The organism is Marinobacter sp. C1S70 (genome assembly GCF_000475355.1).
Classification (GTDB): domain Bacteria; phylum Pseudomonadota; class Gammaproteobacteria; order Pseudomonadales; family Oleiphilaceae; genus Marinobacter; species Marinobacter nauticus.
Genome location: NZ_AXBW01000031.1, coordinates 16,436 through 37,005 on the forward strand (window position 1 = coordinate 16,436; position 20,570 = coordinate 37,005).

Annotated in this window: 20 protein-coding genes and 1 pseudogene; 4 read left to right on the forward strand and 17 right to left on the reverse strand. The window is 51.1% G+C overall.

Translation table 11 applies throughout. From position 1 onward, the window contains the following. Positions 1 to 148: 148 nt before the first annotated feature. From Q669_RS10965 to sodC, 11 genes are all read right to left on the reverse strand, one after another. Complete coding sequence (locus Q669_RS10965; RefSeq protein WP_022992251.1) at positions 149 to 1,300, reverse strand: polysaccharide pyruvyl transferase family protein; 1,152 nt, start codon at positions 1,298 to 1,300, stop codon at positions 149 to 151. Beyond that, positions 1,297 to 2,280, reverse strand: a complete 984-nt coding sequence (locus Q669_RS10970) for a nitroreductase family protein (protein WP_036149517.1) — start codon at positions 2,278 to 2,280, stop codon at positions 1,297 to 1,299. The genes Q669_RS10965 and Q669_RS10970 overlap by 4 nt, the downstream gene beginning before the upstream one ends. A 5-nt stretch (positions 2,281 to 2,285) precedes the next feature. Next, positions 2,286 to 3,566 carry a flippase gene (locus Q669_RS10975; RefSeq protein ID WP_022992253.1) on the reverse strand — a complete coding sequence of 427 codons (1,281 nt, stop codon included), beginning with the start codon at positions 3,564 to 3,566 and terminating at the stop codon, positions 2,286 to 2,288. A gap of 347 nt (positions 3,567 to 3,913) precedes the next feature. Further along, the gene (locus Q669_RS10980; protein ID WP_022992254.1) at positions 3,914 to 4,867 is read right to left on the reverse strand and encodes a Wzz/FepE/Etk N-terminal domain-containing protein; all 954 of its coding nucleotides are present in this window, start codon (positions 4,865 to 4,867) and stop codon (positions 3,914 to 3,916) included. Further along, positions 4,867 to 7,362, reverse strand: coding sequence for an SLBB domain-containing protein (locus Q669_RS10985; protein WP_152525043.1), 2,496 nt, complete (start codon positions 7,360 to 7,362; stop codon positions 4,867 to 4,869). The genes Q669_RS10980 and Q669_RS10985 overlap by 1 nt, the downstream gene beginning before the upstream one ends. 30 nt (positions 7,363 to 7,392) lie before the next feature. Then, positions 7,393 to 8,877, reverse strand: coding sequence for a capsule assembly Wzi family protein (locus Q669_RS10990; RefSeq protein ID WP_036149524.1), 1,485 nt, complete (start codon positions 8,875 to 8,877; stop codon positions 7,393 to 7,395). A gap of 46 nt (positions 8,878 to 8,923) precedes the next feature. Then, positions 8,924 to 10,303 carry an undecaprenyl-phosphate glucose phosphotransferase gene (locus tag Q669_RS10995; protein WP_036149531.1) on the reverse strand — a complete coding sequence of 460 codons (1,380 nt, stop codon included), beginning with the start codon at positions 10,301 to 10,303 and terminating at the stop codon, positions 8,924 to 8,926. A 436-nt stretch (positions 10,304 to 10,739) separates the two neighbouring features. After that, the gene (gene rfaH / locus Q669_RS11000) at positions 10,740 to 11,219 is read right to left on the reverse strand and encodes a transcription/translation regulatory transformer protein RfaH (RefSeq protein ID WP_022992258.1); all 480 of its coding nucleotides are present in this window, start codon (positions 11,217 to 11,219) and stop codon (positions 10,740 to 10,742) included. A gap of 3 nt (positions 11,220 to 11,222) precedes the next feature. Beyond that, positions 11,223 to 11,990 (reverse strand): 3'(2'),5'-bisphosphate nucleotidase CysQ, encoded by a 768-nt coding sequence (cysQ, locus tag Q669_RS11005; RefSeq protein WP_022992259.1) that lies wholly within the window; start codon positions 11,988 to 11,990, stop codon positions 11,223 to 11,225. Beyond that, positions 11,990 to 13,351, reverse strand: a complete 1,362-nt coding sequence (locus tag Q669_RS11010; protein ID WP_011786098.1) for an MBL fold metallo-hydrolase — start codon at positions 13,349 to 13,351, stop codon at positions 11,990 to 11,992. Before Q669_RS11010 ends, cysQ begins: the two co-directional genes overlap by 1 nt. 124 nt (positions 13,352 to 13,475) lie before the next feature. Next, positions 13,476 to 14,024 (reverse strand): superoxide dismutase family protein, encoded by a 549-nt coding sequence (gene sodC, locus Q669_RS11015; protein ID WP_022992260.1) that lies wholly within the window; start codon positions 14,022 to 14,024, stop codon positions 13,476 to 13,478. A gap of 231 nt (positions 14,025 to 14,255) precedes the next feature. On the opposite strand from sodC, the gene Q669_RS11020 reads away from it, so the two are divergent. Further along, positions 14,256 to 14,867, forward strand: a complete 612-nt coding sequence (locus Q669_RS11020; protein ID WP_022992261.1) for a c-type cytochrome — start codon at positions 14,256 to 14,258, stop codon at positions 14,865 to 14,867. Between the two features lie 86 nt (positions 14,868 to 14,953). On the opposite strand, the gene Q669_RS11025 is transcribed toward Q669_RS11020, so the two are convergent. From Q669_RS11025 to Q669_RS11045, 6 genes and pseudogenes are all read right to left on the reverse strand, one after another. Next, a complete protein-coding gene (locus tag Q669_RS11025; RefSeq protein WP_022992262.1) occupies positions 14,954 to 15,655 on the reverse strand; it encodes a Fic family protein in 702 nt (233 codons plus the stop codon). A gap of 1,122 nt (positions 15,656 to 16,777) precedes the next feature. Further along, on the reverse strand, positions 16,778 to 17,722 hold the full coding sequence (locus Q669_RS11040; RefSeq protein ID WP_036149538.1) for a hypothetical protein: 945 nt from the start codon (positions 17,720 to 17,722) through the stop codon (positions 16,778 to 16,780). 345 nt (positions 17,723 to 18,067) lie between these two features. After that, positions 18,068 to 18,151: pseudogene (locus Q669_RS20105) on the reverse strand (hypothetical protein); the annotation flags it as partial. Further along, positions 18,144 to 18,332 carry a CcdB family protein gene (locus tag Q669_RS19325; protein ID WP_081699734.1) on the reverse strand — a complete coding sequence of 63 codons (189 nt, stop codon included), beginning with the start codon at positions 18,330 to 18,332 and terminating at the stop codon, positions 18,144 to 18,146. The gene Q669_RS19325 and the pseudogene Q669_RS20105, both read right to left, overlap by 8 nt. Next, entirely contained in the window at positions 18,332 to 18,577 is a 246-nt protein-coding gene (locus Q669_RS19330; RefSeq protein ID WP_081699735.1) for a type II toxin-antitoxin system CcdA family antitoxin, read from the reverse strand. Before Q669_RS19330 ends, Q669_RS19325 begins: the two co-directional genes overlap by 1 nt. 93 nt (positions 18,578 to 18,670) lie before the next feature. Beyond that, the gene (locus tag Q669_RS11045) at positions 18,671 to 19,276 is read right to left on the reverse strand and encodes an alpha-ketoglutarate-dependent dioxygenase AlkB family protein (RefSeq protein WP_011786110.1); all 606 of its coding nucleotides are present in this window, start codon (positions 19,274 to 19,276) and stop codon (positions 18,671 to 18,673) included. 101 nt (positions 19,277 to 19,377) lie between these two features. Between Q669_RS11045 and Q669_RS11050 the strand changes: the two genes are divergently transcribed. The 3 genes from Q669_RS11050 to Q669_RS11060 all read left to right on the forward strand — a co-directional run bounded on the left by Q669_RS11050 (position 19,378) and on the right by Q669_RS11060 (position 20,514). Beyond that, complete coding sequence (locus tag Q669_RS11050; RefSeq protein WP_022992266.1) at positions 19,378 to 19,737, forward strand: hypothetical protein; 360 nt, start codon at positions 19,378 to 19,380, stop codon at positions 19,735 to 19,737. Positions 19,738 to 19,924: 187 nt separating this feature from the next. Beyond that, positions 19,925 to 20,176: a type II toxin-antitoxin system HicA family toxin gene (locus tag Q669_RS11055; protein ID WP_011786112.1), complete on the forward strand. Its 252-nt coding sequence runs from the start codon at positions 19,925 to 19,927 to the stop codon at positions 20,174 to 20,176. Next, positions 20,173 to 20,514 carry a type II toxin-antitoxin system HicB family antitoxin gene (locus tag Q669_RS11060; protein ID WP_011786113.1) on the forward strand — a complete coding sequence of 114 codons (342 nt, stop codon included), beginning with the start codon at positions 20,173 to 20,175 and terminating at the stop codon, positions 20,512 to 20,514. Before Q669_RS11055 ends, Q669_RS11060 begins: the two co-directional genes overlap by 4 nt. Positions 20,515 to 20,570: the final 56 nt, after the last annotated feature.

A 20,570-nucleotide genomic window follows, 5' to 3' on the forward strand; every position in this document is an offset into this window, starting at 1 on the left:
TTACCCGTAACAATATTAATGACAGGGCTGCTTAACAACAAAAGATTAGGACCCGACTCAATTTCTACCACAATGAACAGCAAAAACGAATAATATCAGAACAGCCATTCTATAAAATCGCTGGTTTTAACTAAGAAAATTTAGAGCTTTAGGCAAAAGTCTCCCCCGACCCATAATTAGGCCGAACAGGGGAATCGCTCAAGACTGAGAACTCTATAAACTCCAAAGATTCACTTCGAGATTCTGCTAGGTTCTTCGATGCCTCCTCCCAATCCATCTCAACTGAAACGGAAGCCAACTCATCGTACGACGAAATTAATCGTTCGCTTAATCCTACCTGTGCTAAGAGACTCTGCATCCGGTTCGAACGCTTTCCAGCAGAAACACTTACAAAAGGTTTAGAGAAATTCACAGCGAAGCAAGTTCCATGAAACGAATCCGTAATCACGAAGCTTGCGTCGAGAAAAAGCTTAACAAATTCCCTTGGATCTGCTGTACGCACATGCTTATCAACCTTTCCCGCAGGGAACAACATTTGATCAACGCAGATGACCTGCCAACCGGTTTTTTGAGCGACATAATCAATAGCCTGCTTCAACAACTCGGTTCTGGGGACCGAGTAGACGAGTATATATCTATCCTCGACTTCATCTTCACTAAGGTTAAGCGATTGCTTCCAATCATCCTTCGTTAACAGCAAAGTTGGGTCAACCACATGATTAACTCGATTCGAGCCAACCAATCCATGTAACTTCTCAATACCATCAACTTCACGGGTTGAAACCATCGAAAAGCCACTTAGCAATTCTTTAACCACCTTTTTTTCTTCGCAAGAGAAGTGGTGGTGACCTATACTAGATGCATATGAGATCTTTTTGGCATTCTTTGGAGCGAAGCCGAGAAAGAAAATGGGGTCTATTTCTCTGTTTTCACTTACGATATCTGGATTCCAAATCTGATCACTACCGCATATATAGATATCGAACTGCCCAGCCTTCCCTTGAAAAAGATCTCTTGCTGAATACGCTTGAGTCAAATTCAAGAATTCCGAAAAGAATCTTCGGAATTTCCAAACTGCGATTGAACGATAAGGTAATCGAAGTAGGTCGTGTGAAAACTTTAAAATTCCATGAAGAGAAATATCGAATCTAATCAAATTTAGGTGGTGGTCCAAATAGGAATTCTTATAATTAACAATTTTTACCTCACCATATTTAGCAAGGATTTTCTGCGTAGCGTAAGCCTGCAAGACCGCACCGTAGTTTGCAGTGCGATGAATTGTTACTAGTGCAATCCTCATGTGCGTTTTTCCAAATCAAAATATACTTCATTCAAAGGCCTTCTGGCCGAAGCGCAGACTCTGTTCTGTTCATCCGGATAGCCAATAGCGATCATCATAATAATTGTATGATTCGGTTTTATATTTAAAGACTTCCTTAGATCGCGATCCACTTTAGGGTCCTGGCTCCAATTCAACGCACATGATGCCACGCCAAGCGCATGAAGTGCATAGATTACCGACATCGAAAACAAACCACCGTCGATCCAATGCTGATAATGTTCGCTCCCAGCAAAGAATGCTTTTAAATCCGTAGTAACAACCATCAAGTTTGGAATTTTATCGCCGAATGGCCTATTCCCCGACTGGAAGCCGAGTGCAAGTTTCTTGACGTCGCTTTCACTTGTATGGTAAACAGCCCATGGCTGCCTATTGCAGACTGAGGGCGTCTTCATGGCTAGCCTCACGGCTCTTTCAATGATCGTTTTTGGAACAATCTCTTCTTTAAACTCTCTCAGCGAATACCTGGATAAGAAAAAACTCTCTGGATCTTTAAGAATACCTCTTTTGAAATTCATTCCTGAATATTCTAATGCGCCATGCCGATCGGGCGACTCAAACTGGATATCTTGGAGTCCGCTTTCGATCAAGAGTTTCTTATCATTCTCAGCATTTTCGGGAAGACCTAGAAAATCATCTAAAACGACCTTTGCCGCCTTATCATGGTAGCCTGCCCTTTGAGTTAAATTTGCTTTAATGACCATGTCTTTGAGTTCAAGAGCGTTTCGCCATCCTGAGTTAGGGCTCCTCTTTTTATAACTAAGACTCTTTTCCAAGCCATGATAAACCATTGCCGCGTTATAATTTCTATGTTCAAAGTCATCTAAACTTCCATTCCAGCCGGAATATTTGCAGAACCTTCCAAAATCATAAATAAACCCACGCAACCCATTTAGAAGACGATAGCCACCCCTTAGATAAGGCCTTATTAACTTCCACATAAACACTAAACTCCAATAAACACCCGATGCTTCGCTATGAAATAGTAAAAGCCTAATAGCAACGCACTACTGATTACGGTAGCAGCTGCGGCCCCGCTTGAACCAAAATATGGTATCAACCATAAGTTAAGAACTACATTTGTTACAGCTACCAGGCCCATAATTTTAATCTTGGTTCGGATATGATGTGTAGTAACAAGCGTTGCACCTACGCTGTAAGCCAGAAAGTTCAGAGGAATTACTATTGCCAAAATCTTAACTAGAATAATCGAATCCTTATATTCTTCACCAAAGACAAATGGGACCCCAAAATCCGACAACAAAAACACTACCAAAGCAGTAAAAATGCCTGAGATAATCATAATTATGTTTCCGCGCTTGTACGCACTGAAAAATTTTTCACGATCATGAACAGACCACCTATAATATTTAGGCAATAAAAACTTGCTGAAGAGAACCACCGGAAATAACATTATTGCAGTCAGCACTACGAAACCAACATTGTAGAGCCCTGCCTCCCGATCTCCCGAAATGTACTTCAGCATTATAATATCGATTTGCAAGTATACAAATGCAAGAACTGCCCCAAAGCCAAAGGGCCACGCCTCTTTGAAAACATCTTTATGGCTTTTTGGCGTTATGCTGTTTTGGTACCGTGTGCACTCATGGCCAGCCAACACAAAATTTCCTAAACTGAATTGCCTTAAGGGATGGAAGAATACAGCAAATGTAATCAAGCCAACTAATCCGTAAATCAAAGCGATATCAGTCGGATTTATATTCACCCTAGCAACGTATATAAGCCCCAAGACAGAAATAAGCCTGAGAAAATGTGGGGCAAATTGCAGTAAAGCGACCTTCATATATTTTTCTTCTAATTGGAGTTTGGCTACCATCGATTCGGAGAATGCTTGGCCGAGAACAAAAAGAGTCATTAATGAGAGGACATCTTCACTTACGGAGTCATGCGGACCGAACTCGGACCATGCAAGCATAAGAAAACAAGAAATTACTGTCGTCAAAACTAACAAAATCAAGGATGGTCTGACCCAAGACAACGCCCCCCAGCCTTCACTTCCAAACACCTTGAGCCAAACTTGTGGTATGCCAAAATTTGCGGTAATGCTTGCTATTGTGGCTAGGGAAAACGCCGCACTAAACAGACCATAGTTTTCAGCACCGAGCTGTCTTGCTAGGACTATGTACACAAAAAAAGTGCACATACTACCCATCGTAGTACTGAAAAATAACAGCGACACAGATTTTACATCTTTTTTGATCTTCACTCTCTATATCACTTTAAATTTTTTAAAGGCTTGTGAGACTGAGGGCTTTTGGATTATACCTCTGCTCGGACCGATATTTTTGATTGATATAGGCTAACTGAGATATGTTTGCTTTGCAGCCAAATTTATTTCATTGAAATTCTCAAGATAAATTTTTATAAGTGCAGAGAGTATAAGAGGGCCCAATGTTCAGAAATAGATCAGACTGATTGCAACCAATTAATTATCAGCTTGTATATTTAAATTTCTTTTAAATTTTGTATCGTTTCTTTAGCGAAATAAATATCGCTTGTGAAATTCATATGCAGGAATTCGTTCGCTCTGAATAAGCCTTCAATGAAGGCCCTTCAGCTTTCTACGGCTTTAGCTTTAATGAACCGTAAAAATTCGTGAATGAGCACAGTAAACATAGAAAAGATCACGCCAAGCATAGTAGCAACAACTATTATCAGAGCCCGCTTAGGGGCCGACTTCTCTTCTGGAACTATCGATGGATCGACGGTTTTGAATACGTATTCTTCTTGGGCGTTCGCAAGCATTACAGTTCGGATTTCGCTTTCTATCAGCTGATAGAATACTTGTTGCATCCCAGCAACATTCGTTTCATCAAGTTTTTCTTTCAAATAGCTGACCCGGGCTTCAGCTTCCTTAATATCTTGGTCTCGCACGTATTCGTTTAAGTCTTTAATTATCCACTCTGCCCATTGTTTCGCTACTATTGGGGAGTAGTGTCTGACCCCAATAGTAATCATCCCCGTTTCTTTGGATTCGCTAACGCTTAAGATCTCTTTTCTAAACTTTTCGACCAATTCCCACTCTGACGGTTTATGGCTTTCCCCGTCCTCATCCGACAACCACTCACTAGTTTCTCTGTTGTATTTTTCTTCATCATATACCAATTCGCCGTTTCTTTCGTTCCAATCTTCCACTGCCATAATGGCCGGTTCAATAGCATGACGGCGAATAAAATCTGACAAGAATATATGCGACCTGAGTAGTTCCTTGGCAATAACAGTCTTATTCGACCCGCCACTTCCAAGACTTATGCCGGCCAAACTTGCCAGGCCCCCGAATTGACTTGCCAGACCGGTCAGACCGCTGTTCTCTTCATTTGCCGGGGCTACCAGAACCCGAGATTGGTATACATTCGGGCTGAGAAAGGCGTACCCACCCCCAGCGGCGGCGAAAAGGATAGTGATAATCAAAATTTGCCATCGTCCTCGCCATAGTGCGGCGAAAATTTTTTTCAAATCGATTTCATGATCTGGGTAGCAGTGTTCAGTTTTGAATTCGTGGTTCATCACAGATTTCCTACTGCGGCCGCACCAAGGGCAATCTGGTAAACAATCTGGCTTACATTAGTCCAGAGTTCGAGTTGGTTCAGACGATCAACATCAATTGGCATGATAACGGTATCACCAGGCTCGAGTTGCTGGCTTCTGCCGCCGAACCACCGACTCTTCTCAGGTAACATCACAGAGCCGTCCGCCTTTACAACGTAAACCCGGCTTTCATCCGCCTGGCGAGTTGGTCCGCCGGAACGTTCCAGATAGTCATCCACGGTTAGTCCCGCTTGATGTAGGTGACTGGTCGGGAACTGGACTTCTCCGAAAACGGTTACCGATTGGGGGATAGTCGGTACCGTGAGGGTGTCACCGTCCTGCAATCGAATGGACTGGTAGTCAGGGTCAGTCATTACACTAGCAAGGTCTATCACCAGTCTGCCTACCGGCTCGCTACCCTGTACCTCTTCAAGTAAATCTTTTACTTCCTGCGTTCGGTTGGCGCTCTGGCCAGAGAAGTTATCGCCCTCCAGTTGAACGCCGAGCAAATCTCCCTGGAGGCGCTCCTCTGCCTCACGCAGGCGCTGGGCTTCAAGCTGGCGCAGCTTCTCACGGGAGAACACCGCTCCTTTAGGGAACGCGTTCTCTGTCAGCCCGCCAGCTCTCTCCAGCACTTCTTTCAGGGTTTCGCCATCGCGGAAGGTATATTGGCCGGGGTAACGAACTTCACCTTTTAGTTCGACTGTTCGGGTTTTGGCAAAGTCGGGTATGGACTTGATCAGAATTTTGTCCCGGCTTTCCAACTTAAGGTTCGTGTTGCCGGCCATGGCGTCCGTTAGATTAACGTTAATTATTCGGGTCTGGCCCATGCCGCTTTCATCGATGTCATAGCGCGCGACTTCAGCCTGGTACAATGAGGCGGAGTCTTTCAAGCCGCCAGCTACGAATAAAGCGTCTGACAGGTTACGGGTCGCCGGCATTGGGTATTCGCCCGGGTAGCGAACCGGCCCGCTGATGCGGATCGTTTGTTGCGGATTGGCCGGGTTTGCCTGGCTTTTCAGTCGCTGCAACACCGGGCTGAACAGACTCTCGCGGGTGAAATTTCGCCCCTCTTCCCCGCCTTCTACCTTGCCCGCATCCGAGAAAATCAGGATGCGATCTTTTTCTTCAAGCAGCAGGTCTTCATTGCCGCCTTTCTGGCGGATGGCCTCTCTCAAGCGCAGATTCAGTACCGATATGGTGTCAGTTTCCTGATCGGTTCTAACGATCGCAGCATAACGTTTGTCCGCTGTCGGCATGAGATCGGCATCCAGGTTTTGCAGCAGCGAGCTCACTCTCATGCCCGGCATCCATGCAAACTTACCAGTGCGGGTAGCGGCGCCTGCTACTTCAACATATTGGCCGGTAACGTCTGAGATTGAGGGAATCTCCACTTTATCCCCTGCCTTGATGCGGGCTTGCCGGCCTTTCGATGTTGTGAAGTCTGCTTCCGCAATAATTCGCAGGAAGTCTTCGTTGGTGCGCTCGATATTGATTCTTTGTGGATAGGCCTGGGAGGTGAGGCCGCCAGCCATTTCCACCAGCTCGGCCAGGGTATTCTCGCCATTAAGCTCGTACAGCGCCGGGCGGTAAACTTCACCATCAATACCGGCACGCTTTCCAACGGACGGGATGAAGACCACGTCTCCTGGCTGCAAGCGGCTGTCTTCAGAGCTGTCGCCCGCCATTAGCAGGTCATAAAGATCCAGGGTGCCCAGTAGTTTCCCATCCCGCTTATGTTGGACATTACGCAGAGAGCCAGTTTGCTTGATGCCACCAGACACATAAAGTGCGTTCGTGATGGTAGAGAGGGAGCTCACGCTGTAGGAACCGGGGTTCCTGGCCTCACCCAGCACGAATACGCGCATACTGCGAAGCTCGCCCAGGGACACGCTCGCCTCCACGCCAATGTATTGCTCGGAAACCCGCTTTTTAATTTGCTGCCGCGCCTCATCGAAACTCAGGCCTGCAACACTCATTGGGCCGGACTGCGGGAAGCTGATCGACCCATCCCGGCTAATGGGCAATTCCAGGTTCTGGTTCTCTTTGCCCCAAAGCTGAATACGCAACACATCGCCTGGGCCAAGGGTGTAATTCGCAGGGACCGGAATTTCGGTTACGGGGGCAAAGGTGGTAGGGCTGCCGGCAAAGAGATCGTAGCCATAAGGCTTCAGGCCACCGTTCTTTTCCGCTTCTTCATCCTCTTGCTGTTTTTCGGCCCTGGCCTTTTCCCGCTCTTCGTCAGAAATGCTGGATACAGGTTCGACTATCTGGATGTTCTCCGGGCGCCGCGCGGAATTATTACGGCCGCCCATTACGCTATCCAGGTCCACACCATATTGCCTCGCCAGAGCTTCCTGTTGGGCCCGGGGCAACTGTTTGAACTGTTCAATCTGGGCAGGTGAGATGGATTGTGCGTAGCTCGCAAGGGGCAGCAATAGACTCAAGGCTGCTAGTAGTTTTTTTGCTGTCACTGTTTTGAATCCAAACATTGAGTTATTTGATCAGAAGCGGTATTTCCAGGCGGCAGAAACTGACCATTGGTCTTTTTCTCCGCCCAGGAGTTTGATGTTTTTGTCGGTAAGCTGCAGGTTTACATCCAGCCAGCCACCGAAGAGCTGATTGCCATAGCCCAGGTTGGCGATGGCTACTTTTTGATTGCCATCCGGCACGTTGTAGAACACATCCTCATCCGGCTGGCTTACACGGTTTCCACCGTCTTTGTTGAGGTTGGCGTAGGTAAGCGCAGCAGTCAGCTCGCTGCCATCAGGTAGAAAGCTGAACACGCCCAGAGAAACGGCCTCTGCATCGGCGTCAAAGGTGGAACCCAGCGCTCGGCCGTAATACTGGTAACCAGTGGTGTAATTGAAGTGGTCGTAGGCGTAATCCGGCCTTGTGTCGCCAATGAGATCCTCAGCCAGAGTATTGGTATATTCCGCGAACCATTGTTGGTCAGACTGTAGCAGTTGTGTTGTCCAGTCTACGCCAAACAACCACGACTTCCGGGAGGGAAGATAACCAGCTTCGTCTTCCCCCATCATCTGGGCATAGAGTCCCATGGTTTGCTCACCCAAGGGAAAGCCGTAACGAGCATCAATGGTCGCGATCTGGTTGCTGGCGTCGTCTTCGGCGGTGTCGCCTTCCTCAACATTATCTTTACCTATGAAGGCATCCCATACTGTGGAGAAGCCCTCTGGCCTGCCCTCTCCGCCAAACATAATCGTGCGAGACAAACCTATTTCCAATCTTTCAACCGGAGAAAAAGTAAAACGCATACCGAGCAACTTGGCGTCCGGAATAGCACGTTCTTCTTCCAACTGGCCAAGAAACACGTTTAGCCGCCACGCGCCTATCCAGGACAGCCATTTGGTTTCCGGTGCGAGAGTTGTTTTTCGGTCTACCCACACAGCCGGTATCGGCCTCGCGTTGTTCGAGAGAATCATGGTGGACTGCCACCCAGGCCCCCACCATCGCTCTATGGCACCGGCGCCCAGCACCCAGTTGCCAGCAGTTGCGGCAATGTAGGAGCCGTCTAATCGAAAGGTCTTGTCGTCTTGCGGGCTGGCAATGGCAGAAGGTGCCAGGCCAACAGCCCAAGCCTCGCCCTGCCACTGTAAATTAGCTCTAAGCTCCCCTTCTTCCCGCGGTAGCTGCTGGAAGCCCCTCTGGAACGCGGGCTCTGTGCTACCGTTCAGCTCGAGCTCTCCACGGAAGCCACTGAGGGCCTGCTGTTCCTTCTCGAACCCCAGATACGCCTGCTGCATGGCCACAGAGTTTTCCCCGGCCTGTTTCTGCGCCTGGTCAATATCTGCCCACATAATGGGCCATGTGGTAACGCTACCCGCGTAATGCCCTCTATCGGAAAGTTTTTGTACGGAATGCCTGGCTCTGGCATCACCGGGCTCGAGCCAGGGCGCGGCTACTAGATTTGCAGAAGCAAAAAGGGCTGGCACAGCAAGGAGTAAATGGCTCATCCTGAGTACTGTCATTGGGCAGTTCCTGGGAAACGATTAGCGCTGGGTGGGTAGGATAGAATCAATAGATATTTTTTGCGAACAGGCTCAACGGCGTTTTGATCAGGATCTTGATATCCAACCACAGGCTCCAATGGTTGATGTATTCCAGATCCAGCTCAACACGCTTTTGCATCTTGTCCAATGTTTCGGTTTCGCCGCGGTAACCACTGATCTGGGCTAAACCGGTAATACCAGGCTTGATTCTATGGCGGGCCATGTAGGCGAGAATCTTGTCGGAGTAGTAATCGTTGTGGGCGATCGCATGTGGCCTGGGGCCAACCAGAGACATATCGCCTTTCAGCACATTGAACAGCTGCGGGAGTTCATCGAGGGAGGATCGGCGCAGGAAACGGCCGATGGGGGTAACACGTGGGTCTTGCTTCTGCGCCTGTTTTACCTGCGCGTCGCTATGGACCTTCATGGAACGGAACTTCAATACTTCAATGATGTTGCCATTCCAGCCATGGCGCTCCTGGCGGAAAAGTACCGGGCCCGGGGAGGAATGCTTAACGGCAATGGCGCACGCCAGAAGCACCGGGCTGAGCAAGATAATGCCCAATAGCGCCAATGACTTGTCCATGAACGACTTCATGAGCGCACTGCCTGGGTAGGCGGTGAGCGGGCTTTCGTTCAAGTGTATGGCCGGCATTCCGCCCAGATTGTGAATACTGTGATTCAGCAGTTTCAGGTTGGCGAAATCCGGTACCCAGACGACGTCTACACTGGCGTCCAACAAGTCAACGTAGAGGCCCTCTATCTGATCCGTCTCCCTTGCCGGTAACGCAATATAGACACGGGCCACCTGATTCGTGCGGATAATATCGCGCAACTGGCTTACGTAACCGAGCGTTGGGAAGTAGCTTGTTTCTTCAAGCTCGTCGTCCTGGGCATCGTCAAGCACCACCAGGCCAACCATGTCTTCGCTGCGCTCATATCGGAGTTTACTGGCGAGGTTATAGGCAAGCTGGCCTGAACCAATCACCACGCAGGTACTGGCCGATCCCAGCTTGGTTTCTACTCGCCGGGCAACCTTGTGGAGAGGCATAAAGGCAATAGCTTGTAGCAAAAAGCCACCAACGATCCATTGGAGCACGACTTCCCGTGAGTAGGTTTCGCTGGTTTTTGTGATAAAGCCAATGAACACCAAAATGGCCGCAAGGGTAGCCCAGGCCGCTGCCAGTCTTGCAATGCCAACGAGATAGCCATTGCGGGTGCTGAATGCCCGATAGACAGCGTATAAAGGAATCGCAAGCAGGGAGGAGAGTACTGCCAGGACGCGGTAGGCGGAGGGAACGTCGCCCGATTTATCGAGTGTCAGAACCAACAATAGTGCGACCTGAATAACTGTCGCAACAGCCCACTGCCCCCAGAAAATGAACTTTATGGGAGCCCTGGTCATTGGTGCCAACGGGTACTCGTGCCGAGGCCTGGATAACCGGACACTGGCAAGCTGATGCGGGTGAAATTTGGTTCTTGAAAAGTCGTTCATGAAGCTTTCTGGCACGCTACCGCCCCACCGACCAGTGCCCAGTGTTTTAAGGTCATAAGAATTATTTTCTGCGGACAAGGGTAAAACGGCTACAACGGGAGAGAATTTCCCAACAGCTTCCTTGTCAGGGAATGAATGAAGTATTTCAAAAGCGTGACGATTCTACGGCAAGCGGTATGACAAGCAAGTGACAAAAAGTCTGACACGTGACAAATCAGGGGGTTGGAGCCGTAAAAAGTTGTCAAAGATTAGAAAATGCAGCGAATCTGATCACATTTTCAGCACCATACAAGGCCATACCCGACAAGATTTTGGCAGGTTAAGTGTTCCGGGATCCGCCCCCTATTCACGACCTGATAACGGATACAGGCAACTTCACCTGCTGCTGCTTCTGCATAAACGAAATCAGCACAATTGCCCGCTTTTCACCATCATAGGCCTGAAAAATCGCGCTAATGCCTTTAAACGGGCCATCATCCAGCTCTATGGGCTGACCCGGCTTGATGCCGCCCTGCTCTGCCACCTTATCCATACTGCTTTTAATGTGAGCAATCACTTCGTCGTCAATCGGTGCTGGCCGGTTGGCAAAGCTGACGATGCGCAGCACACCGCGAGTGGACCGGAGCTTAGCCCACATCGGGTCGCTTTGCTCCAGGTTCACAAATACATAACCAGGAAACAGTGGCTCCAGCTTTTTGGTGCGTTTACCTGCCTTGATCTTCTCCAGCTCGATTTTCGGGTAGAAGCAGGCGATATCCTGATTCTGCAGGTGCTGGACCGCCCGGTCGCCCTGAGCCGGCTTGTGTTGTAGTGCGTACCAGGTCATGGGTTAGAAATACCAGTTTCCCGCGGCAATGAAATTAGGGTTCAGGATGTTTTCTTTTCCGTAAACCAGGGGCTGGCCCTCTGGCGTTTGCACCTTCCCCCCTGCGGCGACGAGCACCGCGTGGGCGGCCGCAGTATCCCACTCGCTGGTTGGGCCCATTCGTGGATAAATATCAGCATGCCCTTCGGCAATTCTGCAGAATTTCAGGGAGCTGCCAGCCTGGACGGTTTCGTGCGATCCCAGGGCCTCAATAAAGGTACGGGTTTCTTCATTCAGGTGGTTTTTGCTGGCGACCACGCGCAACGTGTCTTTGGGTTCTGCCACCCGTATGCGGTGCACCCGGCCTGTGCGATCCCGCATATGAGCACCCTCACCCTTGATGCCCCAGAAAGCCTCTTTCAGGGCCGGAGCGGTGACCACGCCCATTACGGGCTCGCCATCTTCAATCATGGCGATGTTTACAGTGAATTCGCCCGTACGCTGGGTAAAATCCTTGGTGCCGTCGATGGGGTCGATCAGCCAGAACCGGCGCCATTTTTTTCGCTCTTCCCAGGGGATTTCCGCGCCTTCTTCCGAGAGTATGGGGATGTCCCGGCTGATGTTGCGCAGGCCTTTTACGATGATGTCGTGGCTCGCAATGTCGGCGGCGGTGATTGGCGAGTGATCATCCTTGTAGCTCACTTTGAAATCGGACTGGTAGATGTGCAGCACTTTTTCGCTGGCTTCGTCGGCGATTTTGATCACGTCTGGGAGTATGGAGCTGTAGTGCATCAGATCTCTACCTCTTCAAACAAATCAGGCACTTCGGCATTCCACCCGAACTTTTCAGTAATGCGTTTGCGCATGGTATCACTGGCTACTGCCTCACCGTGAGTCACATACACCTTCTCCGGTTTCAGAGAGCCTTGCTCCAGCCACTGCAGAATTTCCTGGTAATCGCCGTGGGCGCTCATGGAATCGAGGTTGTGGATCTCGGCTTTCACCGGCCAGTATTCGCCATGTATCTTTACCGATTCAGCACCTTTCACCAGCGCGTCACCGCGCGTGCCCGGGGCCTGGAAGCCCGCGAAGACAACGCTGTTTCTGGGGTTGGGCAGCAGGGTTTTCAGGTGGTGCAGTACGCGACCACCTGATGCCATACCACTGGCAGAAATAATGATGCAGGGGTAACGGGCGGCATCCAGTTCTATGGATTCTTCCACGGTGCGGACGAACTGGGTTTTGTCGTCGATCAGTTCACACTGGGGGCCGTTGAGCTTGTGTTCTTTGTGGTGTTTGCAGAAGATTTCTGTGGCTTTGATGGCCATTGGGCTGTTGAGATACACCGGCAATTTGGGAATGCGCCCCTGCCCCATCAGCTTGTGTATCACATACAGCAACATCTGCGCACGGCCAACGGCAAACGCAGGCATCAACACGATTCCGCCACGGCCTGCGGTTTTGGTGATGATCTGCTCCAGATCTTTTTCAGGATCGGTTTCGCCATGGGTGCGGTCGCCGTAGGTGGATTCGCACACGAGCACATCGGCATGGCTGATGGGCTCTGGCGGGCGCATGATGATGTCGTCCTGGCGCCCCACATCGCCGCTGAACACCACGGTACGGGACGAACTCTTGTGGGTAACGTGAACACAGGAGGAACCCAGAATATGCCCTGCGGGGGTGAACTGTACTTCAAAACCTTTTACCGGTTCGAATCTCTCGTGGTAGTGCAGGGATTCGAAGTGTTTCAGGGCTTCCCAAGCATCTTTCTCGGTAAAAAGCGGCTCCGGTTTTTCGTGCTTTGAGAACTTTTTCCGGAATGCGTACTTGGCATCCTCTTCCTGCAGAAACCCGGCATCGGGCAGCAGTACTTTGCAGAGCTCATGAGTGGCTTTGGTGCAGTAGATCTTGCCTTTAAACCCGTTCTTGACCAACGCAGGAAGGTAGCCGGAATGGTCAATGTGCGCGTGGGTAAGCACCACAGCATCAATAGTTGAAGGATCTACCGGAAACTTGGCCCAGTTTCGGCGGCGCAGGGTTTTCACGCCCTGGTACATGCCACAATCCACCAGCATGCGGTGATTGTCGTCGGAAAGCAGATAACGGGAGCCGGTGACGGTGCCTGTACCACCGAGGAAGCGGAGTTTCATAGGCGCGTAAGTCCTTGTCTGGTTGGCGATAGACAAAGCTTAACGTAATTTTCCGGTGATGGGAGTGCTGTGGAGGGAGGAATTGACCCCGGTCAGTGGTGATCACCGGGGCCTGATGAATGTTTTAACCCGGAACAACACCACAAGCCACTCGGGCACCGCCACCCCCAAGAGGCTGGGGTGAATCCGAGTAATTGTCTCCCCCACCGTGAATCACCAGGGCCCGGCCTTTAAAATCGCTCAGCTGCAGCCGCGGCGCAATATTGGTCTGGGCGTTTTCTCCCTCCTGGCCAACGTGCAGCCTCGGCAGGTCGCCAAGATGTCCGGATTTATCGAACGGGCCTTTGTGCTTCCCGGTATTTTCTGGGTCGTAGTGTCCACCGGCGGCCCCTGCAGGCGTTGTTTTTCCGTTTTTTTCTACTGGGCTGCAGTCCGGATTTTCATGAAGGTGAAAGCCGTGAATTCCGGGCGATAGCCCAGCCAGGTCAGACTCAATCAGCACGCCCTGATCGTAATCGGTGAGTGTAACCGTGCCTATGGAATCCCCGCGACCTTCCACGCCGGCCTCAAACACTTCCACCTCAAGTTTTGGCTCTGCGATTGCCTGTGAAGCCGCCAGAATCAAAGCAGCGGACGTTGTGACAAGGGATAAGCCCTGTTTCTTGCTATGCATACTGTTCTCCTTATCCATTACTGTTAAAGAAGATACCGATGCCCCGCATGGTGAGCGCCTGCCAACAAGCGTAGTCTCGATCTCGCTTGTTTTAAACATTTGACGATGCGAACGCCCTGAATTCCGAATTTTTGATCTTTAGCAAGACCACAACCGGGGCAGCCGACTATTCTTTGGCCTTTCCGAAGAAGTAGGTGGCTTATGCTGGGTAGTTCGCACTTGAGGAAACTGATGATCGTCGTCGGCCTGGCGGCCGGTCCAGTGGTTTCAGCCAGCCCTGCCGACGATGCAATGTCACAACTGAACGCCATCATGGCCGATGACGCCAAACGCCAGGCGAGCTACGAAGCCGGTCACGAGCGCATCCGCTTTTGTGGCTATTGTCACGGCGAGGACGGCAACAGTAAGCGCGAATACATACCCAACCTGGCCGCCCAACACCCGCTCTACCTGTTCAACCAGTTCGAGAAATTCCGCGACGGTACCCGCGAGGACTATGTGATGTCCAAGCTGGCGAAAACACTGTCATTGGAGGAGCGGATTAATATTGCGGTTTATTACAGCCAGCAAACGGCTAAGCCCCGCACCGGCAGCGACCCCACCAAGGCTGAGGCTGGCGAGAAGCTGTTTGCTGTGCGCTGTGCCGGTTGCCACGGTGACAAAGCACAAGGTTTCAGGGATATGCCCCGTCTGGCCGGCCAACCGGCTGAATATCTTGGGATTGCGTTGAGACGGTTCAAGGAGATGGACCCGACCAAGCACAGTACGCCGATGATTGGGGTGGCTGGAGTTTTGTCGGAGGGGGAGATTGAGGCTTTGGCGGGGTATTTGGCTGGACGATGATCAGACCTGCAGCAAATGAGAGAAGCTCTGATCAGGCTTGTGCCTGTCCATTATAACCGCCGAAATGAATTGCTGGTCTGACCCGTTTACTCTTCTTTCATAATACGAACGACCCGTTCGTCCATGCAGCTACGCACAAATGCATTCATTTCACGCTGGTCGCCGGACTCGTAGAAGCGGAGCATAAGTTCATTGAACTCGAGCTGGCTTGAAGCCGGGATATTGATGGCCGGATAGCCGTTGCTCAGCAGGTGGCCGTTCATCATAAAACGCCCCATGCGCTTGTTCACATCGTAGAAAAACTGGCAACGGGCCATGGTCAGGAACAGGTGGACAGCCTGATCGTAAACATCATCCATGTGTTGTAGTTCATCGATCATTCGGTCAAAACGTTCCGGTAACTCACTAGCCGCCGGTGGCTCGTAATCAGTGCCGGCAATGAGTACGGAGCCACTGCGAAAACAGCCCCACTCCAACGCTTCTTCCCTTGCAGCAACCGCATGCAGAGCCATGGCGCAATCGGCCGATAAGCTGAAGCTCCCTTCCCGGATCATCTGAAACAGCAGCTTCCAGACCTCGCCCTGATTAACCGCGATTTGCTGATCGCTCAGCCGATGCCCACCCACTGTGACACCCTGCAGCAGGGTTTGCACCTCCGGCAACGTGAAGTTGATGCCCTCCAGGCGCACTGCATCGTAAACAAATACCGACACCGCACGTTGTGCAAGCATAAGTGCTTTTTCGGGGTTGGGTGGCATTGACCAGTGCTTGTCTGTGGCGGTGGGCATTTCGGCTCCGGTTGGCGGTGCAACTTTCAGTTGTTTTCAAGACTGCCAATTTACCATACCGGGCGTTAAAAGCTGAGTTTACACTTGCTATGGAGGACACTGGTGCCTGTCCATGATCTTTTGCATGAATCGGCACCAAAAAGTCCTGTGCGTCATTCTGCTGCCAATGGTCATCCTCTCAGTACCTCAGATATTCGGCCCTAAAAACTTCTTACCCAATCCAGAGGTCGCGACGATTGCTCTATACCTATCGGCATTTGTCGTCATCGTGGTATCGCTTTGGGCCGGGTACCTGCTTCACACGGGAAAGATCACTCCGGATCCCCAATGGCATTCATTTGGCCTTGGCAAAAAATGCCTCACCTTCATAGGTTGCCCCTTGTTGCTCTGGATAATGTGCCACTTATCCTTCGGTTACACAGTGCCGCGCATTTGGACGATGCTGGATAGCGAAGCAAGAACGGTAGCATACCAGGTCACAAAAAACCGTGGCGGTGGGCGCCACTCGTGCAGCTATCAGCTAGAGAACGATCAACTGGACCGAATGTATTTCGAAATCTGCGTGCCCAGAGATTTCTGGTACCGTCTGCCAGACGGTCCCTTCATCGCAACATTCAAAGTTGAGCAATCGCCTTTAGGAATGACATTCAAAGGGACTGGGGTTAACTGGGCGCCCTTCTCCAGTGAGCCGAACCACAAAGGGTAAAAGAAGCTGCGGCGAGTTCTTACACTCACTAATTAAACATTCCTAGATACCAACCTGAAAAGAAAAACAGAAACATAAGAATCGCATATACGGTGAAAGGCACGATTACCCAGAGTTTCAACGAAAGAGGCAAGGGCTCCTTCTCGTCACCCATTCTGGATTCGATGCGGGGCCCTATTCGCGGAAGGTTCCGAAATGCAAAGAACGCGTATACATGCCCAACCCTCATCCATCGACCTAGAGGTCCATTCCTCCAGATTATACGGACCTCATCCAGTTTCTTACCGGGCGTTGCGATTCGCCGCTCGACTTCCTCGGTTTTACGAAAAAATAGTGTGACCATCAAAAACATCAGAATGACGCCAACTACCAATGACGCAACTATTGTAACTTCCGCCATTGACGTCAACAGCTCCTCACTCATGAATAGCCTCTCTCAAGATTTCGCCGGCGCCTTCCCCTAATATTCCACCCCCAACCCCGCCAGCGGCAGCGCCGAGGCCACCAACGATAACTGCACAGGCCACGCCACCGATGCCTGCAGTCGTGACTGCGAAAGCTGTACAGGTAGCAGCTGAGGCTAACCCAACAAGACTTCCTCCAGCCAGAGAGCCCGTGAACTTACCCCCCTCCCGGTAAGCAACGACCTGACACTGTTTATTATCCCCTACGGTGCATGCCTCACTGATCTTTAAAGCTGACATTGACGCGTCTAGCGTTATGCCCAAATAACCCACGTTCCTGGCATATTTTGCCCCCCGAGCCACTCGCTCATAATGCGTTGCATACCCAGGTATACCGCCAACCCCAGCCGTCTTCCAATTATGCACAATGCTCCTGGACGACAATCCCAACGCCCGCTTTAGTTTTGCATCATCATCCAGTGACATCCCCTTGCGGGCCACACTTCCCAAAGCAAAATCCAGTTTCTTGAAAAGCGCTCGCCGCTTCTCGAAAAACTCCGGGTGGTTGAGGTGCCCATGCCTCCGGTAACTGTCCTGATGAAGCCGCTCGATTTTCTTTAAAGTCGACTCAATGCTACTAATCTGTTTGGAAACCATCACGGCTCCAGCACCCAGCCCCGCCGAACCGGTCGAGGTGATGGCCTCCAATAAATCGTAGTATTTGACAAGAAACTGCGCTTCATCCTGTTCCAGTGACCTAACCTGGGCATTTACCTGCGCCGCCACCTCCATCAACTCGACTTCTTTTTGAGTGCATTCCATGCCCTCTGGATCACCCAGCACAACCATCTCACCGGGCATCAGCTGTCCGCCCAGGCCTGGATTCAAACGATCAAAATGATCTGGCTTTGCCGAGGCGTCTCCGTACAAGGCGTTCAACAATTCCGTTTTGCTCATCGGCCTCTGAACGACGTGGTAACCCGGCTCTACCGCAGCCTGAGACTGATCCTTTGTTGGGGATGAGATTGGAGTTGATGCCGTCATACTGGATGCAGCGGGCCCACCTGCAGAGGCATTGTTCGTGCCATTACCGACACCGCTGGCACTTTGTGATTCCGGAATAGCGCTGCCAGAGACATTAGCGCGAGAGGCCGCTTGCGGAGCTGGCTTTGACGGCGCCGGTGAGATACCCGAAAACGGCGTGGGCGTGAAGGTATCGCCAATCACAACGCTACCACTGCCAATAGTGACGCCCCCGCACGAGACCGCGCTGCCTGTGACTGCCGCAGGAATACCGTTGATGAGCACGGTTGCCGAACCCGCAGCGATGGCGCGCGGGTGGGGAGGGTGTTTGGGCTTGGAGTGCGGGGCGAGAGGATCACCCACGCGGGCAACAGGTTTGCCGTCGATCAGGACATCGGGGGAGCCTCTGCGCAGGGAATGGCGCCGACGATTTGGGCAGTAACGGCACGACTACTCGTGTGTTCAAGCCACTGAGAAGGTCGGACTGTACATCCAGCAGGTACCCTGCCCCTTCTTCATTTTCAAAAATATCGAAACGGGACATCAGAACTGCCGATGTCGTGCAAGAGGCAAGCCGTTGGCTTCAACATAGGCATTCGAGCTTTCAAGTGCCTTGGCGTTTTCGTTAAGCCACTTATTCTGCCTATGAAGCTTGACTGCTTCCGCAATTCCTGCCTCTGCAGACCGCGAGACATTGATTCCAAGGGATTTTGCCTCTTTAAGAAGAGCGCTATCCAGCGACAGATTCGTCGGTTTACGTACGGATTTCGCAACTTCAGTAGTTCGCATGGCATGCCCCCTCGAACAGTATTTGAATCAGTATATGCGCATGGTTCTTGGGCATCAACAGTGAACAGACAATGTATCGGGGGTCTGACCCCGCTATGCCACCATAGCCCGAAATGTCAGATTAATCCGCGGCGATTGCACCGTCTTCGTCGCCGGGAGGCTGTGCTGCCAGAAGGCCTGGGTAGCGCCACTCATTACCAGCAGGCTACCGTGTTCCAGCATAAGCTTTATTTGATCCTTGCTCTGCTTGTGCCGGAAGACAAACCGCCGCGGCGCCCCGAGGCTCACCGAAGCGATTGCGCCGTGCTTTTTCAGCTCGGGCTCGTCATCACTGTGCCAACCCATTGCCTCCTCACCGCTATGATAAAGATTGAGCAGGCAGGAGTTATAGGGCTCGCCACTGCACTGCTCGACCAGCGCTTTCAACTCCGCCAGCACCGGAACCCAGGGCAGCGCCTGCTTGGTGGCCCTTGAATAGGTATAGGCAAACGGCCGGTCGCCATACCAGGCCACCTTGCGGCGGGTGACTACCGGGCGGCCGAACATCACCAGCTCGTCATGGGCCCAGGGGATTTCCTCCAGCAAACGCCGGAAGAAATCATCTGTCTGCCCGTGCCCCATCACTACCCCGTAATAGCGGACATCGCCATCACAGGGCAGAAGGTTTCCTGGCGGGGTGAATTGGTCAAAGAGGTCCATAGTGCCCTCGTTAGTTAACAAGTGCCTGTCCGCGCCCCCATTGATAACGGTGAATTGGTGGTACTGGTACTGAAGATAGGCACAAGAGGAGACGTTTACAAATGAGTGCTCAAATTATTGAACGAGAAGGCAAACCAGAATATGCCGTGGTGCCCTACAACGAGTATCTCGAGCTGCTGGCACTTGCTGAAGATGCGCAGGATGCTGCAGACGCCAGCGCTGCAATGAAGGAGCTGGCCATCGGCGAGGATGAAACCGTTCCGGGAGACATTGCCGAACGCCTGATAACCGGGAAAGAACACCCGGTGAAGATCTGGCGAGAATACCGCGGGCTGACCCACAAGGCGAGCACAAGGCGAGTGCCTGTCCCTAATCAGGCTATGTCTATAATCAGTTCGAAGACTGATTATGCGGCAGATGCCTTTTCGCTCTGTGTCTGTCCATGCTCATGTGCAGGCTAGTGCCTGTCCATGCTCAAACTTGTCCATGCTCAAACTCTCCACCGGGCGCTGATATGAGCACCGGCAGGACTGGATTGAAAAGCGGATTCAGCTGCTGTCTTCTGTGTTTGCGGTAGATATCAACGCCCACAATCTGGACACAGCCCAAAGTTGCAACTAAAATCAGTCGCAAAAGGGGGATTTATGGATGTCAAAGCACGGAAAGCTACTGACAAAATTGCTGAACAAGCATTCAACATTTACCTGGCAGGAACTGACAACGCTTCTAAAAAGTCTCGGCTATCGCCAGATAGAAGGTCACGGTAGCCGCGTTAAGTTCGACAATGGAGACCCGCAAGCTCTGATTAACCTTCACAAACCGCATCCCGGCAATGAGCTAAAAGCTTATGCAAGGCGCCAGATAATCGAGAACCTTAAATCCGGAGGGCTAATTCAATGAGCAACATGCTGAAATATCGAGGCTACTACGGCTCTATTGAAGTGAGCACGGAAGATAATTGCCTGTTTGGAAAACTGCAGTTCATTCGGGCACTGGTTAATTATGAAGGAGAAACAGTCTCAGAGCTTGAGAAAGCATTCCAGGAAGCGGTGGACGACTATCTGAACACTTGCGCAAACCAGAACATAAAACCCGAAATACCCTGCAAGGGTTCGTTTAATGTGCGAGTTGGCCACGATTTACACTTGGCGGCTAGCGTCGCTGCCCGCCGCCAAAGCATCTCTCTGAACGACCTTACACGCAACGCGCTCAGCGAGTATCTGGAGCACCACCCTTGAGTGCGATGGCCTGGTACATTTGGATGGGGTGACATTGTAATCCCCCCATTTTTAAC